The organism is Actinomadura oligospora ATCC 43269 (genome assembly GCF_000518265.1).
Taxonomy (GTDB): Bacteria; Actinomycetota; Actinomycetes; order Streptosporangiales; family Streptosporangiaceae; genus Spirillospora; species Spirillospora oligospora.
The window spans coordinates 787,432-801,611 of the sequence record NZ_JADG01000003.1 but is presented as its reverse complement, the minus strand read 5'-3'; the positions used below and the strand labels follow the sequence as shown (position 1 = coordinate 801,611).

The window sequence follows — 14,180 nt, the reverse complement described above, 5'->3', positions numbered from 1 at the left end:
TGGTTCGGACGGGGCGGCGGTGTTCTCGCGGCCCGCCGTGGCGCGGCGGCCGGTGCGCGCCCGGGGCGGCCGATCGGTGAGTCCCGTGCTGGACTCGAGCAAAGTTACCCAGTTCCGCGACCTTGTCAACCGCCTCCGGCGGGCCCGTCCGGCGGTCGCGCGGGACGGGCCGGGCCGGTGCTGGTCAGGCGCGGGTCGGGGTTTCGGGCCGTCCGGAGGGCATGCCTGCGGCGGGCCCGCCAGGGCGCCTGCCCGGCGGCCCGGTCAGGGCACGACCCGGGCCGAGCGTCTGGGCACGGTTCAGCGCACGGTTCAGGGGACGACGACGGTGCCGGTGGCGGTGACGACCGTGATCGGCTCGTCGAGGACCTCGGCGGCCGACTCGCCCTTGTCGGGGCGGCCCCGGCAGATCACCCGGGCGGTGAGGGCCAGGGTGCGGCTGCGGCGGCCGACGCGGGTGACCTCGGCGACGGCCTCCACCACGTCCCCGGCGCGCAGCGGGGCGCGGAACTGCACGTCGGCGTAGGACGCGAACAGGCCCTCGTCGCCGTCGGTGCGGATGCACACCTCGGTCGCGACGTCCCCGAACAGGCCGAGGACGTAGGCGCCGTCCACCAGGTTCCCGGCGTAGTGGGCGTGGGAGTAGGGGACGTAGCGGCGGTGGACGACGGTCAGCCCGAGCCGCGGGTCCTCCCCGGACGCGGCCGACCCGGCGGGCGCGGCGGCGGGGGTGGGGGCGTCGGTCATGGGGTCTCCTCGGTGCCGGTCGCGCCGGGCAGCAGGGCGTGGACGAGGAAGGACGCGACCTCCGAGGGCGTGGTGCCCTTGCCGAAGATGCGGTCCACGCCCAGATCGGACGGGGTGACGGTGTCGAAGCGGGGGCCGCCGACGACCAGCAGCGGGCGGCCGATGCCCGCGGCGACGGCCGTGGGGTACTCGGCGTGGAACGCGGCGGCCATCTGCTTGGTGTTGTGCAGGTGGGCGTTGCGCTGGGTGACGACCTGGGAGACCAGGACGGCGTCGGCGTCGGCGTCCTTGGCGCGGGCGACCAGTTCCTCCACGGTCACCTGCGCACCCATGTTGATCACCTGGATCTCGCGGTAGTACTCCAGGCCCTTCTCCCCCGCGAAGCCCTTGACGTTGAGGATCGCGTCGATCCCGACGGTGTGGGCGTCGGTGCCGATGCAGGCGCCGACGACGACCAGGCGGCGGCCGAGGCCCGAGCGGATCGCCTGGTTGATCTCGGGCGCCGACAGCAGCGGGTACTCGCGTCCCTCGGGGACGGGGATGGAGGCGTAGTCGATCAGGTGGTTGGTGCGGCCGTAGACGATGAAGAAGGTGAAGTCGGGACCCATCGGCTTGGCGTGGACGACGCTGGCCGGTTCCAGGCCCATCTTCCCGGCCAGCTGCAGGGCGGCGGCGTCGGCGCGCGGCCCCGCGGGGACGGGCAGGGTGAACGACATCTGGACCAGGCCGTCGCCGGTGGTGTCGCCGTAGGGGCGGATGACCTGCCGGGTGTCGGCGGGCTCGGCCGGCGCCTGGGTGTCGGTGCCCGTGGCTGAGCCCGTCGCGGCGGTGGGGTCGATGGTCATGCGGTCACCTCCTGCGGTGCGGACGCGGCGTGCGGGTCCTCGTTGTCGAGGATGTCGATGGCGGGGTTGAGGTACCCGTCGGCGCGTTCGACGACGCCCTCCAGGCCCTTGCCGGCGTCCGGCGGGCGGCGGGTGACGCCGAAGGTGCCCTCGGCGATGGCGGTGAGCAGGCCGTCCTTGTCGACCTTGTCGAGCAGGTCGATGGACTCCGACAGGACGCGGCGCGCGCGTTCGCCGATGAACCCGTCCGGGCGGGGCACGAAGTCCTCGGCGAGGCCGCCGGCCGCGTCGCGGACGTAGCGGACGTTCTCCAGGGCCAGGTCGCGGTCCGACAGCCAGGGGGTGTGGATGCCCTCGGTCATCATCCCGATGAGGATGATCGACTGGCCGGTCATCACGCCCGCGAGGTTGAAGAACGCGTCCAGCAGGTACCCGGCGAAGATGTTGCCGGTCATGTGCTTGGTCGGCGGCATGTACTTCAGCGGCGCGTCGGGGAACAGCTCCCGGACCAGCTGGGCGTGCGCGAGTTCCAGCCGGAACGACTCGGGGATCTTCGGGTTGATCTCGAAGGCGTGGCCGAGGCCGAGCTGGGCGTCCGACAGGCCCGCCTCGTGCCCGAACCGCTCGTTCAGCAGCTGCGACACGATCACGGTGTGCGCGGCGTCGACGGCGTCGGCGGTGGTGAGGTAGTTGTCCTCGCCGGTGTTGATGACGATGCCGGCGCGGGCGTGGATCTGTCGGGAGAACCGCTGGTCGATGAACGTCCGGCGGGGGTTGATGTCGCGGAAGATGATGCCGTACATGCAGTCGTTCAGCATCATGTCGAGGCGTTCGAGCCCGGCCAGGGTCGCGATCTCGGGCATGCACAGCCCGGAGGCGTAGTTCGTCAGCCGCACGTACCGGCCGAGCTCGCGCGACACGTCGTCGAGCGCCGAGCGCATGAGCCGGAAGTTCTCCTGCGTGGCGTAGGTCCCGGCGTAGCCCTCGCGGGTGGCGCCCTCGGGGACGAAGTCCAGCAGCGACTGCCCGGTGGAGCGGATCACCGCGACGACGTCGGCGCCCTCACGGGCGGCGGCCTGCGCCTGGGGGATGTCCTCGTAGATGTCGCCGGTGGCGACGATGAGGTAGATCCACGGCTGGGGCGGGTCGCCGACCTGGTCGAGCATCCGGTCGCGTTCGGCGCGGCGCCGGTCGATGCGGTCCATGCCGCCGCGGGCGGCGCGCCGGGCGGCCCTCTCGGCGGTGCGGGCGTCGGACCCGGTGGGCAGGCGGAAGTCGACCCGTCCGGCGGCGGCCGCGGCGGCGAGGTCGGCGAGGGAGCCGTGGCCGCCGCGCGCCAGGGCGTCCCAGACCGGCAGGGCGACGCCGTGCTCGAGTCCGACCTGCGCCTGGACGGTGTCGACCAGGTGGTTGGCCCAGGGTCGTCCGTCGGCATCGGCGCCGGAAAGACCGGAAAGACGCAGCAAAGCGCGTTCGACCGACACCGTGGTGTGGGTACGAGCCATCTGGATGACGGGTTCGGCGGCCCGGGCGGCCAGGTTCCGCGCCTTGCGGACGACCTCCGGGTCCAGGTCGAGCTTGCCGCGCGTGTTCGGGCCGGTCACCGGGGTGTCTCCCTCGGCAGGTCGGTCGGCATCGCCGTTCCCTTCTCCGCCGCGCCCGCCCACTGTCCGACTTCGGGCATACCGGACGGGCCGCGACGAACAATCGTCCTCATTGACGCGTTCTCTACGGAAGATCTTCCGGTATGCACCATGTCACGCGCAAGAACCTCTTTGCAGTCAGTCCGCAAACAGTGTTCCGGGCATCAACACATGGCCTGACCGGCGCGAAACAAGTTTGTCCGGCTAAGTAGTTGGGGACGCACGCACCGAACGAGAGGTGGGCACCATGTGCGGAATCACCGGATGGGTGGACTTCGGCCGCGACCTGACCGCGGGCGAGACCACCGCCGACACGGCCAGGACGGCGGCGGAGATGGTCGCCACCATGGCCTGCCGAGGCCCCGACGACCAGGGCGTGTGGACCTCACCCCACGCCGTCCTCGGCCACCGGCGACTCGCCGTCATCGACATCGAGGGCGGCCGCCAGCCCATGACCGCACCCGCCGGCCCCGAACCCGACGGCACCCACCGCCCCGACGGATCCCACGCCACCCACGGCGCACCCGGCGCCCCCGTCGCCGTCCTCACCTACAGCGGCGAGGTCTACAACTTCCCCGAACTCCGCGCCGAACTCACCGCCCACGGCCACCACTTCCGCACCCGCAGCGACACCGAGGTCGTCCTGCACGCCTACCTGCAATGGGGCGAACGCCTCGCCGAACACCTCAACGGCATGTACGCCTTCGCCGTCTGGGACACCCGCACCGAGGAACTCCTCCTCGTCCGCGACCGCCTCGGCGTCAAACCCCTGTACTGGCGGCGACTGCCCGGCGGCCTGGCCTTCGGCTCCGAACCCAAGGCCATCCTCGCCCACCCCGCCGCCGACGCCGTCCTCAACGCCGACGGCCTGCGCAGCCTCCTCGGCTTCTTCAAGGACGTCGGCAACTCCCCCTACCGCGACATCCACGAACTACGCCCCGGCCACGTCCTGCGCGTCCGCCGCTCCGGCATCACCATCCGCCGCTACTGGGAACCACCCGCCACCCCGCACACCGACGACCTGCCCACCACCATCACCACCGTCCGCGACCTGCTCGAAGACATCGTCGCGCGGCAACTGGTGTCGGACGTCCCCCTGTGCACCCTGCTGTCAGGCGGCCTGGACTCCAGCATCATCACCGCCCTCGCCGCCGAGCACGGCCCCGTCCGCTCCTTCGCGGTCGACTTCGTCGGACAGGCCGACCAGTTCGTCCCCGACACCCACCGCGACGCCCCCGACACCCCCTACGTCCACCAACTCGTCGCGCACGCCGGAACCGAACACGCCGACATCGTCGTCGACGCCACCCGCCTCGCCGACCCCGACCTGCGCGCCACCGTCGTCCGCGCGTTCGACAACCCCACCATGAACGGCGACATGGACACCTCGCTCTACCTGCTGTTCCGCGCGATCCGCGCCAAATCCACCGTCGCCCTGTCCGGCGAGTCCGCCGACGAGGTCTTCGGCGGCTACAACTGGTTCCACGACCACGACGCCGTCCGCGCCGACACCTTCCCCTGGATCGCCCGCGGCATGCGCGAAGGAGGTTCCCAGCGGTTCGGCGTCGACCGCCCCGGCCCCCTCGACCGCGGCCTCCTGCAGACCCTCGACGTCGCCGGCTACGTCGCCGACCAGTACCGCCAGGCCATCGCCGAAGTCCCCGACGTCCCCGGCGACGACGAACACGAACGCCGCATGCGCCGCGTCTGCCACCTCCACCTCACCCGCTTCCTGCCGATGCTCCTGGACCGCAAGGACCGCGCCAGCATGGCCGTCGGCCTGGAGGTCCGCGTCCCGTTCTGCGACCACCGCCTCGTCGAGTACGTCTACGGCACGCCCTGGTCGATGAAGACCCACGACGGCCACGAGAAGAGCCTGCTGCGCGCCGCCGGACGCCACCTGCTGCCCGACTCCATCGCCGACCGGCGCAAGAGCCCCTACCCCGCCATCCAGGACCCCGCCTACGAACAGGCCCTGTGCGACCAGATCCGCGACCTCATCGCCGACGTGTCCGCGCCCGTCATCCCCCTGGTGGACCGCCGCTCCCTCAAGGAGATGGCCGACCGGCCCATGGACCCCACCGTCGGCACCGGCTTCGCCGGACGCCGCAGCGCCTTCGAGATCGTCCTCGGCATGGACGCCTGGCTCCGCGACCAGTCCATCCGCATCGAACTCTGAGCCACATCGAACCCTGAACCCGGACACCGGAACCGGACACCGGGACCGGGCGGGCCGCGAAGCCCACCCGACCCGGTTTCGGACCCGAGGTTCGGGCTTCGCCCATCCTTCGGGTGCATTCGGGCTTCCCTGGAGGTTCCACTCCTGTCACACCGGTGAGCAAAAACTCCTACAACCACGCAACGTGAAACTAAAATCACGACGCGTCAGTAGTGGTGTCTGACCGGAACCCGGGAGTGGGCCATGCTTGTCTATCTGTTCGCGGCGGCGTGCGCGGTCGCCGTCGTGGTCATCGCGAGCCGGCTGCTGCGCCGCGTCGGACGCGGCACCGACGACGACGCCACCGACGGCCCCACCAACGGCCACGCCGGGGCCATGCTGTCCGCGCTGTTCCTCCTCGCCTTCGCCATCGCCATCGTCGTCCCGTGGACCACCACCGACGCCGCCCGCTCCAACACCTACGCCGAGGCACAGGCCCTCTCCGAGACCTACTGGGCCGCCGGACGCCTCGACCCCGCCGACGCCGCCCGCACCCGCGCCGAACTCGCCGACTACGCCGGCTTCGTCCGCCGCACCGAATGGCCCCTCATGCGCGACCACCGCAGGCTCAGCGCCGACGGCTGGGCCCGCCTCGACAAGCTCCGCCGCGAGACCATCGCCGTCCCCTTCAAGGACGGCGACGACTCCCAGGACGCCCGCAACGCCGTCCTGGACCACCTGACCGAGGTCTCCGCCGCACGCCACCAGCGCGCCATGGACGCCCGCGCCCACCCGCCCACCGGCCTACTGGTCATCGCCATCCTCACCGGCCTCATCGTGATCGTCCTGCCGCTGCTCGGCGGCGCCCGCCCCCGCGGCATGACACTGATACCGCTCGGCCTCATGGCCGCGGCCCTCGCCGTCGGCATCTACCTCGTCCTCGACATCTCCCACGCGTTCTCCGGCGCGCTCGCCGTCCACCCCGACGCGTTCACCGCCGTCGCCGGAGAGTTCAGCCGCATCGCGCAGGGAGGCTGAGGTGCGCCGTGCGCTCGCCCTGCCCCCGCTCCTGCTGATCACCGCCGCCGCCGGCGCGCTCACCCCGGCCCTCGCCACCGCCTCGACGGCGGCCGACACCGGCGGCACCTCCAACTCGGCGGGGACGGCGTCACCGAGTCCGTCAGCGGGCCCGTCCGCCACGCCGACCACCACACCGTCCGCCCCCTCTGCGCCGTCCACGGTGGTCGCGCCTGCGGAACCGACGGCGGAGCCGCCTTCCCAGACCGCCTCGGGGTCGGTACCCGTCGGTCACGGGCCCTCCGCCACACGGGTCTCGCCCCCCGCGCACACCCCGTCCCACGTTCGTCGCGGCAAGCATGATGCGCTCGATCGGCGTGGTCAGCGTGGGGGGCGGGAGAGCGTGGCTCCGGCTCCGGGACGCTCCCCGGCGGACGGCTCCCGGGCGCGCGTGAGGGCCAGGCTGCTTCCTCCGCCGCCTCCGCCGGGACCCGTGATCGGAGGCGGCGGGGTCATGGCCGTCGTCGGATGGGAGTCGGGGGCCGCGGTCATCGCGATGGTGCCCCCTCCCCCGCCCTGGCCGCCGTACCCGGTCGGCGCGACCGTCTGCATCCACGCCGGCGTGGACGTGCAGGTCTCGATCGGCGTCGTGATCTTCGGCAGGCCGTGCCCCTGGCCGCCCACTCCCCCGCCGACCACACCTCCGCCGACCACGCCTCCGGAGCCGCCGACGCCCCCCGCTCCCCCGGCCCCGCCACCGCCGCCCACGTCGCCGCCCCCGACGACCCCGCCACCGCCTCCGGTGACGACTCCGCCCGTGACGCCGCCGGTCACGCCACCACCTGCGATACCGCCAGCGCAGCCGCCAGCCGCTCGGCCGGTTCGGCCACCGGCCGCTTTGCCGAGCGCGCCGCAGCCTCGTCCCGCCACGCCCCCGGCGCCACCCGCGCAGCCGCCGTCCCCGAACGCGTCACCGCCGCCGTCCGCACCGGCCAAGCCGAGACCGAAGCCGCCCGTCCGGACCCATCCGCACAGGCCGTACCACCTGACCGCCGTCGCCCACCCGAAGCAGCGGACGGGACTCTCCGCGCCGCTGGTCATGGTGGTCCTCGTCGTCATGATCGGCGCGGTCGTCGCCGTCCTGTTCACCTACTGACCCGCGCGCGAACCGCCGCACCCGCCCCCGGCGGGTGCGGCGGACACGTTCAGGAACCGAGCAGGCGGCGGTGCAGCGGAAGCCAGGACGCGCCCACGCAACGCCCGGCGACCTCCTCCGCGGACAACCACGCCGCCTCGACGCACTCGCCGTCCTCCGCCGGACGCGTCACCGGCCCCAGGCCGTCCAGCCGAGCGGTGAAGAACGCCATGAACGTCCGCGACGGATACCCGTACCCGTCCGGCGCAGCGGCCTCAAGAGTGATCGCCTGACCGCCGAACAACCGCAGCGCCCCACCCCGGACGGTCAACCCGGTCTCCTCGGCCAGCTCCCGCACGGCCGTGTCCACCGGATCCTCACCCAGCTCCACATGCCCGCCCGGAACCTCCCACCCACGCCCCGGACGATCCACCCGCGTCAGCAGCGTCCGCCCCGCGGCGTCCAGAACCAGCGTGAACGCCGTCGTCACCACCCTGCCGTCCGCGGGCAGACCATCGGTCAACACCAGGTCCATCCGGTGCGCGACCGGGATCCACGGGACCGTCACCGTCTCCACCACCATGCCCGCCATGATCGCGGATCACGGCGGGCACCCGGGCCGTCCTACAGGCGGCCCTCGAACAGGGCCCGCACACCCGGCTCGGAACGCAGCAGGTCCAGCGCCATCTCCGCGTGGCCCGGCACGTACCCGTTCCCGATCAGCATCGTCACGTCCGCGGCCAGCCCCTCCGCGCCCAGCGCCGCCGCCGGGAACGACGTCGCCATCGAGAAGAACACGACCGTCCCGCCCGGAGCCGTCCCCAGCACCGCGCCATGCTCACAGCCCGGCACGTCCACACACACCACCGTCACGTCCGCCGGAGCGCCCAGCGCCTCCGCGACCGCCACCGGATCACGCGCGTCGGCCCGCACCACCCGGTCGGCCAGCCCCGACGCGACCAGCCGCCGCTCCTCCTCCTCGGTCGGCACCAGCCCGACCGTCTCGGCCGCACCCGCCCGGCGGGCCGCCGCCAGCGCCAGCGAACCACTCTTGCCCGCCGCGCCCAGCACCGCCACCACCGGCGGCACCGGACGCCCCGCCACCACACGATGCGTCAAAGCGGGCGCCCCGCACACGTCCATCACCGCCAGCGCCAGCGGAACCGGCAGATCGTCCGGAAGCACCGCCGCGATCGACCGCGCGAACAGGATCGCGTGCCCCTCCGCCGGAACCTGCTCACTCAACCCGTCCCAGCGGGCCAGCCCGTCGGTGATCGCCAGCGGCGTCAACGTCAGCGACACCAGCGTCGCGACCCGGTCACCCGGCTTCAGCCCCAGCGGCGACTCCGGCCCCACCTCCGCGACCGTCCCGACCAGCATCCCGCCCGACCCGGTCACCGGATTGTGCATCTTGCCGCGCTCGCCCACGATCGCGAGCACCTCGGCCCGCACCGCTCCGCCGTCCCCGCCGTGCGCCGTCCGCAACTGCCGGAACGACGCCGCGTCCAGGTTCAGGCGCTCCACCGCGATCCGCACCTCGTCCGGCCCGATCGCCGGATCGGCGTCCAGCCGGTGCGCCGCCTGCGGCAACACGCCCGCCGGCTCCAGCACCCGGTGCAAACCCACGGCCCGCCCGGCGGCGCTCCCCGGCGCCCCTCCGGACGAGGCCCCGGACACCCCCACACCACCTGTGATCTCGGACGATGCACCGGTACCGGTGTCCCGCACGCGCCACCTCCCGCCAAGCCCGGATGAGTCCTGAAAGATATCCGGGGTATCACTACTTCACGTGGAAGTCTTCCCGTATCGCTGTACATATACAAGACTTTCACGCGATCACATCGCTGCATCGCGAGGAAGAAGGTCAACGATGACCACCGCCCTGCGTCCCGACACCGCCGGCCCCGCACCGGCCGAACTCGCAGGCCAGCCCTACGTCTACCGGCGCAGGCCCCTGACGGAACCGGACTGGCGGCGATTCCCCGGATGGCGCGACGTCACCACCGCCGACTGGGAATCGGCCCAGTGGCAGCGCGCCCACTGCGTCAAGAACATCCGCCAGCTCCGCACCGTCATGGGCGACCTGCTCGACGAGGCCTTCTACGCCGACCTCGAGCGCGACCAGCGCGAACGCGCCACCATGTCGATGCTGCTCCCGCCGCAGATGCTCAACACCATGGACACCACGTCCACCGAGGCGTTCTACGCCGACCCCGTACGCCAGTACATGCTCCCGGTCTTCTCCGACCGCCGCACCGACTGGGCGTCCCACCCCTACGCCACCCGCGACTCCCTCCACGAGGCCGAGATGTGGGCGGTGGAAGGCCTCACCCACCGCTACCCGACCAAGGTCCTCGCCGAACTGCTGTCCACCTGCCCGCAGTACTGCGGCCACTGCACCCGCATGGACCTGGTCGGCAACTCCACCCCCGTCGTCGACAAGGCCCGCTTCACCATCAAGCCCCCGGACCGGCACGCCGCCATGCTCGACTACCTGCGCCGCAGCCCAGGCGTCCGCGACGTCGTGGTCTCCGGCGGCGACGTCGCCAACCTCCCCTGGCCACGCCTGGAGTCCTTCGTCGACGCCCTGCTCGACATCGACAACATCCGCGACATCCGACTCGCCACCAAGGCCCTCATGGGCCTGCCCCAGCACTGGCTCCAGGACGAGATCCGCGCCGGCATGGAACGCCTCGCCACCAAGGCCAACCAGCGCGGCGTCCAGATCGCCATCCACACCCACGTCAACGCCGCCAACTCGGTCACGCCGCTGGTCGCCCGCGCCGCCCGCGCCATGCTCGACACCGGCATCCGCGACGTCCGCAACCAGGGCGTCCTGCTCCGCGGCGTCAACGACTCGCCCGAGGCCCTCCTCGACCTGTCGTTCTCCCTGCTCGACGAGGCCGGGATCATGCCCTACTACTTCTACATGTGCGACATGATCCCCGGATCCGAGCACTGGCGGCTCGCGGTCTGGGAGGCGCAGAAGCTGCAGCACGCGATCATGGGCTACCTGCCCGGCTTCGCCACCCCGCGCATCGTCTGCGACGTCCCCTACGTCGGCAAGCGCTGGGTCCACCAGCTCGCCGACTACGACCGCGACCGCGGCATCTCCTACTGGACCAAGAACTACCGCACCGGCATCGAGCTCACCGACCCCGAGGCGCTCAACCGCCGCTACGAGTACTACGACCCGATCTACACCCTGCCCGAGGCCGGCCGCGCCTGGTGGCGGGACGTCGCCGAGAAAGAGGCGAAGGACATGAACACCGGCCAGCCCGCAGCCGAGCACGCCTGATCCCCTGGCCGTCCGCCCCTCGGGGGCGGGCGGACGGCCGGACCAGCGAACGCTAGTGTGAACAGGGCGGCGGCCTTTACAAAGTAGATCATTAATGCGGACGACGTCCGGCCCCGCGAGATCGCTAGCGGGGGCACGACGACTCGTCCGGTTCCGTCTCCGCCTCGTCCAACGCCTCCTTCAGGTCGAAGCGCTTCACGTTCAGCTTGCGGTACACGTTCGTGAGGTGCTGCTCCACCGTGCTGATGGTGATGTAGAGCTTCTTCGAGATCTCCCTGTTCGTGTAGCCGTCGGCCGCCAGCGTCGCCACCCGGAGCTCCCGCTCGCTCAGTTGCGCCGACGACGACTCCTCGTCCGGGTCGGGCCGATCGGCGTCGCGGGCCCGCGACGCCTCCTTCGGCACCAGGCCCCGGCACTGCCGCGACAGCATGTCCGCCTCGTGCGCCAGCTCCTCAGCCCGGTCGGCTTCACCGAGCTTCTGGCAGGCGGCCCCCAGATCGGCGAGAGCGCGGGACAGTTCGAGACGGTCTCCCGCGTTCGCCAGGCACTCCACCGCCTCCTCCAGCAGGGCGTGCCGTTCCCGCGCGTCGCAGACCGTCCTTGCCCGCACCCGCATCGCCATGCCCCGCGTCCGCGTGTGACGCGCCTGGGAGATCCCGAGCTGCTCGTCCAGCAGCCGTTCGGCCTCGCGCGGATCGCCCAGGCGCAGCAACGCCTCGGCCGCGCCGATGCGCCACGGCTCGATGGCGGAGAGCGCCTCGTTCCGGTCGCACTCCTGGAAGTCGTAGAGCGCGGCCCGGTACCGGCCCGCCGCGAGATGGTGCCGTCCCCGCGCGTACAGGTAGTGGAGCCAGATCGACGTCCGCGAGATCTCCTCGGGCAGCGCGAGCGTCAGCGTGTCCGCCGCCTGCTCCAGCCTGCCCAGCGCCGTCTGCGTCAGGACGAGGCACGACAGCGGCAGCCCCGCCGCGATCCCCCAGCTCTTCAAAGGGATCATGTCCAGTGCGGCGCGGGCCCCGCGCTCCGCCGCGACCAGCCGGCCCTGCCGGAAGTGGATCAGCGCGCGCTGGGCGGTGAGCAGCGCCCGCCACGTCGGGCTCCGCCGCGCCGCGGCCTGCTCGACGAGCACGTCGGCATAGCGCGCCGCCCGGCCCAGGTCGTCGTTGTAGAACAGGCCGCCCAGCGCGATCGAGAGCCGGGTGAAGCTGTGCGGGCCGAGCTGGCTCCGCTCCAGGACCGCCTCGACCGCGCCGAGGTCGCAGTCCTTCCAGTTGAGCAGCTCCGCCGCGAGCGTGGCGGCCACGTCGGTGGAGGTGACCAGCTCGGCCAGCCGGGCCTCGCCGTACCTGGCGTCCCCGTGCACCGAGCCCTGCTGGAGCAGCTCCGGGTAGAGGTAGTACAGCCAGACCTGCGGGGAGTTGACGTCCGCCGGTGCCCCTCCCCCGCCGCCCGCCGGGCCCCGGCCGTCGATGGCCTTCCGGAGCATCTCCATCGCCTCGGGCGCGCGGCCGTGCCACATCAGCACCGCCACCGGCGTGACGACCCCGGACGGCTCGAGCCGCCCCTCGTCCTGCGCCCTGCGGAACTCCGGGAGGTGGCGCAGGACGGCGCCGGGATCCACCTGCCACTCGGCGTCGGCGAGCCGCCGCGCGACCGCGAGCCGCCGGTCGTCGTCGCACATCTGGTAGGCGGTCTTCAGGTAGCGGATCGCCGAGGTCGGACGGCCAGCCGACAGCGCCTGCTCGGCCGCCTCCTGGAGAACCGGGGTCACCCACGGGGCCCTGGCGGTGTTCGAGGCGATGACGTGGTCGGCGACCTCGGTGGCCCTGGCGCCCTCGGCGTGCAGCAGCGCGGCCGCCCGGTCGTGCAGCGCGCGGCTCTCGTTGGTGGGGACGCGGTTGAGGACCGCCGCCTTCAGCGCCGCGTGCCGGAAGCCGGTGCCGGTCAGGACGTTCGCCGCCGCCAGGGCGTTGACGGCCTGCTCGACCGAGGCGAGGTCGAGCCCCAGCAGCTTGCTGATGAACGACAGCGGCTGCGGCTCCTGCAGGATCGCGATGGCGCGCGCGACGTCGGGCCCGGGGAACTCGTGCCGCTGCAGGAAGCCGAGGATCGCCCTGCTGTAGGTCTCCCCCGCCACCAGCTCGGGTTCCTCCGCGCGCGGGCCGGCGAGCAGGTCCTCGATGAGCGCGGCCACCAGGGACGGCAGCCCGGCGCTCGCCTGGTGGATGTCGGGGGCGAGCCGCGCCGCCGTCCCGTGGTCCAGGTGCTGGGCGAGCATCGCGCCGACGCCCGCCTCCGAGAGCGGCCCCAGCGTGATCCGGCAGGACTGCGGTTCGCTGTACAGCTCGCTGTGCAGCGGGGCGGGCACGGCGCGGGACGTCGGGCACTCGGTGAACACGGCCAGCAGGCGGGCCGATCTCAGCCTGCGGAGCAGGTACAGCAGGATCCGCAGTGAGGTCTCGTCGGCGTAGTGCATGTCGTCGATGCCGATCACGACCGGCCGCTGCTCGGTCAGGTCGCGCACGATCTCCCACAGTTCCCGGAAAACGGGAACGAGTTCGTCCGCCGCGTTCGGCCCCGCCTCCGGCGTGTGCAGCAGCGACGTCATGGCGTTCTCGTCAAGCCACCGCGCCGCGCGTTCCGAGCTCGTCACCGGAAGTTCGGGGTTGCGCAGAAGCTGCTCCAGGACGCCGCAGGACAGCTCTTTCTCAACACTCGAAGAATTAGCCCGGAGGAATACCGCGCCCGACTCCCCGGTCCGCTCGGCGAAGGCGCGCAACAAAGCCGTCTTACCGGTGGCGAAACCACCACCAATGATCACCACCCGACTTCGCCCCTCGAGGCAGTCGGCGAACAACCCCCGGAGGGTGTCGCGCTCATTGTCCCGCTCTACCAGATGCAAAGAATCCACCGTCCGGTCGATGCCCTCACTGTCCGTGACGCTCGGCATTCCGCGTGCCGCGGCCTGGCATTGTCCTGCCGTATTCCCCCTTCGTGATCAGAACGGATGGATTCCGAGTCGCCGGCGGGCGCGCGAGCACGCGCGGCACGGCGGTCCGAGTGCCGCGGGCACGCGCGCCCGCGCACCGGACGCGGCGGCGCGCGCGGCTGCGCCGTCGCCTCCGGTGGTCGGACGAGGTCACCGCGCGCGAAGGGCCTGGCGGCCCCCGCGCGGCGGTCCGGTGTGGACGCCTGGGGCGGAGGACGTCCGAAGGGAGCAGCGGGAGCTAGGCCGTCCGGCCGCCGGCCGCGCTCTGGGAGCGGCGCGGGTCCTGGCGGGGTCGGCGGGGTGGCGGGAGAAATGTGGCGGGCAGTGAGAACGCTCCAAGGCGGGGAG

11 protein-coding genes are annotated in these 14,180 nt (G+C 72.4%); 4 read left to right on the top strand and 7 right to left on the bottom strand.

Features of this window, described 5'->3' with window-relative positions:
- Nucleotides 1–312 precede the first annotated feature (312 nt).
- Genes kal through kamD form a run of 3 tightly spaced genes read right to left on the bottom strand, consistent with a single transcriptional unit; the run spans nucleotide 313 to nucleotide 3,196 of the window.
- Nucleotides 313–747, bottom strand: coding sequence for a 3-aminobutyryl-CoA ammonia lyase (kal, locus tag P696_RS0103030; protein ID WP_051466677.1), 435 nt, complete (start codon nucleotides 745–747; stop codon nucleotides 313–315).
- Nucleotides 744–1,592 (bottom strand): lysine 5,6-aminomutase subunit beta, encoded by an 849-nt coding sequence (gene kamE, locus P696_RS0103025; protein WP_084336701.1) that lies wholly within the window; start codon nucleotides 1,590–1,592, stop codon nucleotides 744–746. The genes kal and kamE overlap by 4 nt, the downstream gene beginning before the upstream one ends.
- A complete protein-coding gene (gene kamD / locus P696_RS42890) occupies nucleotides 1,589–3,196 on the bottom strand; it encodes a lysine 5,6-aminomutase subunit alpha (protein ID WP_034482774.1) in 1,608 nt (535 codons plus the stop codon). The genes kamE and kamD overlap by 4 nt, the downstream gene beginning before the upstream one ends.
- 286 nt (nucleotides 3,197–3,482) lie before the next feature.
- Here kamD and asnB point away from each other — a divergent pair, with 286 nt between their 5' ends.
- Nucleotides 3,483–5,414: an asparagine synthase (glutamine-hydrolyzing) gene (gene asnB / locus P696_RS0103015; RefSeq protein ID WP_026411170.1), complete on the top strand. Its 1,932-nt coding sequence runs from the start codon at nucleotides 3,483–3,485 to the stop codon at nucleotides 5,412–5,414.
- Nucleotides 5,415–5,657: 243 nt separating this feature from the next.
- Complete coding sequence (locus P696_RS0103010) at nucleotides 5,658–6,431, top strand: bestrophin-like domain (protein ID WP_026411169.1); 774 nt, start codon at nucleotides 5,658–5,660, stop codon at nucleotides 6,429–6,431.
- Between the two features lie 360 nt (nucleotides 6,432–6,791).
- Here the strand turns inward: P696_RS0103010 and P696_RS51970 are convergent, their stop codons facing one another.
- Nucleotides 6,792–7,244 (bottom strand): hypothetical protein, encoded by a 453-nt coding sequence (locus tag P696_RS51970; RefSeq protein ID WP_051466676.1) that lies wholly within the window; start codon nucleotides 7,242–7,244, stop codon nucleotides 6,792–6,794.
- A gap of 64 nt (nucleotides 7,245–7,308) precedes the next feature.
- On the opposite strand from P696_RS51970, the gene P696_RS51965 reads away from it, so the two are divergent.
- Nucleotides 7,309–7,566, top strand: coding sequence for a hypothetical protein (locus P696_RS51965; protein WP_051466673.1), 258 nt, complete (start codon nucleotides 7,309–7,311; stop codon nucleotides 7,564–7,566).
- Nucleotides 7,567–7,615: 49 nt separating this feature from the next.
- Here P696_RS51965 and P696_RS42880 read toward each other — a convergent pair whose 3' ends face one another.
- The gene (locus P696_RS42880; protein WP_170026297.1) at nucleotides 7,616–8,128 is read right to left on the bottom strand and encodes an NUDIX hydrolase; all 513 of its coding nucleotides are present in this window, start codon (nucleotides 8,126–8,128) and stop codon (nucleotides 7,616–7,618) included.
- A 41-nt stretch (nucleotides 8,129–8,169) separates the two neighbouring features.
- A complete protein-coding gene (gene kdd / locus P696_RS0102995; protein ID WP_245627478.1) occupies nucleotides 8,170–9,156 on the bottom strand; it encodes an L-erythro-3,5-diaminohexanoate dehydrogenase in 987 nt (328 codons plus the stop codon).
- Nucleotides 9,157–9,415: 259 nt separating this feature from the next.
- Here kdd and P696_RS42875 point away from each other — a divergent pair, with 259 nt between their 5' ends.
- Nucleotides 9,416–10,843: a KamA family radical SAM protein gene (locus tag P696_RS42875; protein ID WP_034482772.1), complete on the top strand. Its 1,428-nt coding sequence runs from the start codon at nucleotides 9,416–9,418 to the stop codon at nucleotides 10,841–10,843.
- 124 nt (nucleotides 10,844–10,967) lie between these two features.
- Here the strand turns inward: P696_RS42875 and P696_RS42870 are convergent, their stop codons facing one another.
- A complete protein-coding gene (locus P696_RS42870; RefSeq protein ID WP_084336699.1) occupies nucleotides 10,968–13,793 on the bottom strand; it encodes a helix-turn-helix transcriptional regulator in 2,826 nt (941 codons plus the stop codon).
- Between the last annotated feature and the right edge of the window lie 387 nt (nucleotides 13,794–14,180).

Bases quoted from the DNA above. Each gene is read 5' to 3' on its own strand.
- kal (WP_051466677.1), bottom strand. From the start codon at position 747: ATGACCGACGCCCCCACCCCCGCCGCCGCGCCCGCCGGGTCGGCCGCG.
- kamE (WP_084336701.1), bottom strand. From the start codon at position 1,592: ATGACCATCGACCCCACCGCCGCGACGGGCTCAGCCACGGGCACCGAC.
- asnB (WP_026411170.1), top strand. From the start codon at position 3,483: ATGTGCGGAATCACCGGATGGGTGGACTTCGGCCGCGACCTGACCGCG.
- P696_RS0103010 (WP_026411169.1), top strand. From the start codon at position 5,658: ATGCTTGTCTATCTGTTCGCGGCGGCGTGCGCGGTCGCCGTCGTGGTC.
- P696_RS42880 (WP_170026297.1), bottom strand. From the start codon at position 8,128: ATGGTGGTGGAGACGGTGACGGTCCCGTGGATCCCGGTCGCGCACCGG.
- P696_RS42875 (WP_034482772.1), top strand. From the start codon at position 9,416: ATGACCACCGCCCTGCGTCCCGACACCGCCGGCCCCGCACCGGCCGAA.
- P696_RS42870 (WP_084336699.1), bottom strand. From the start codon at position 13,793: ATGCCGAGCGTCACGGACAGTGAGGGCATCGACCGGACGGTGGATTCT.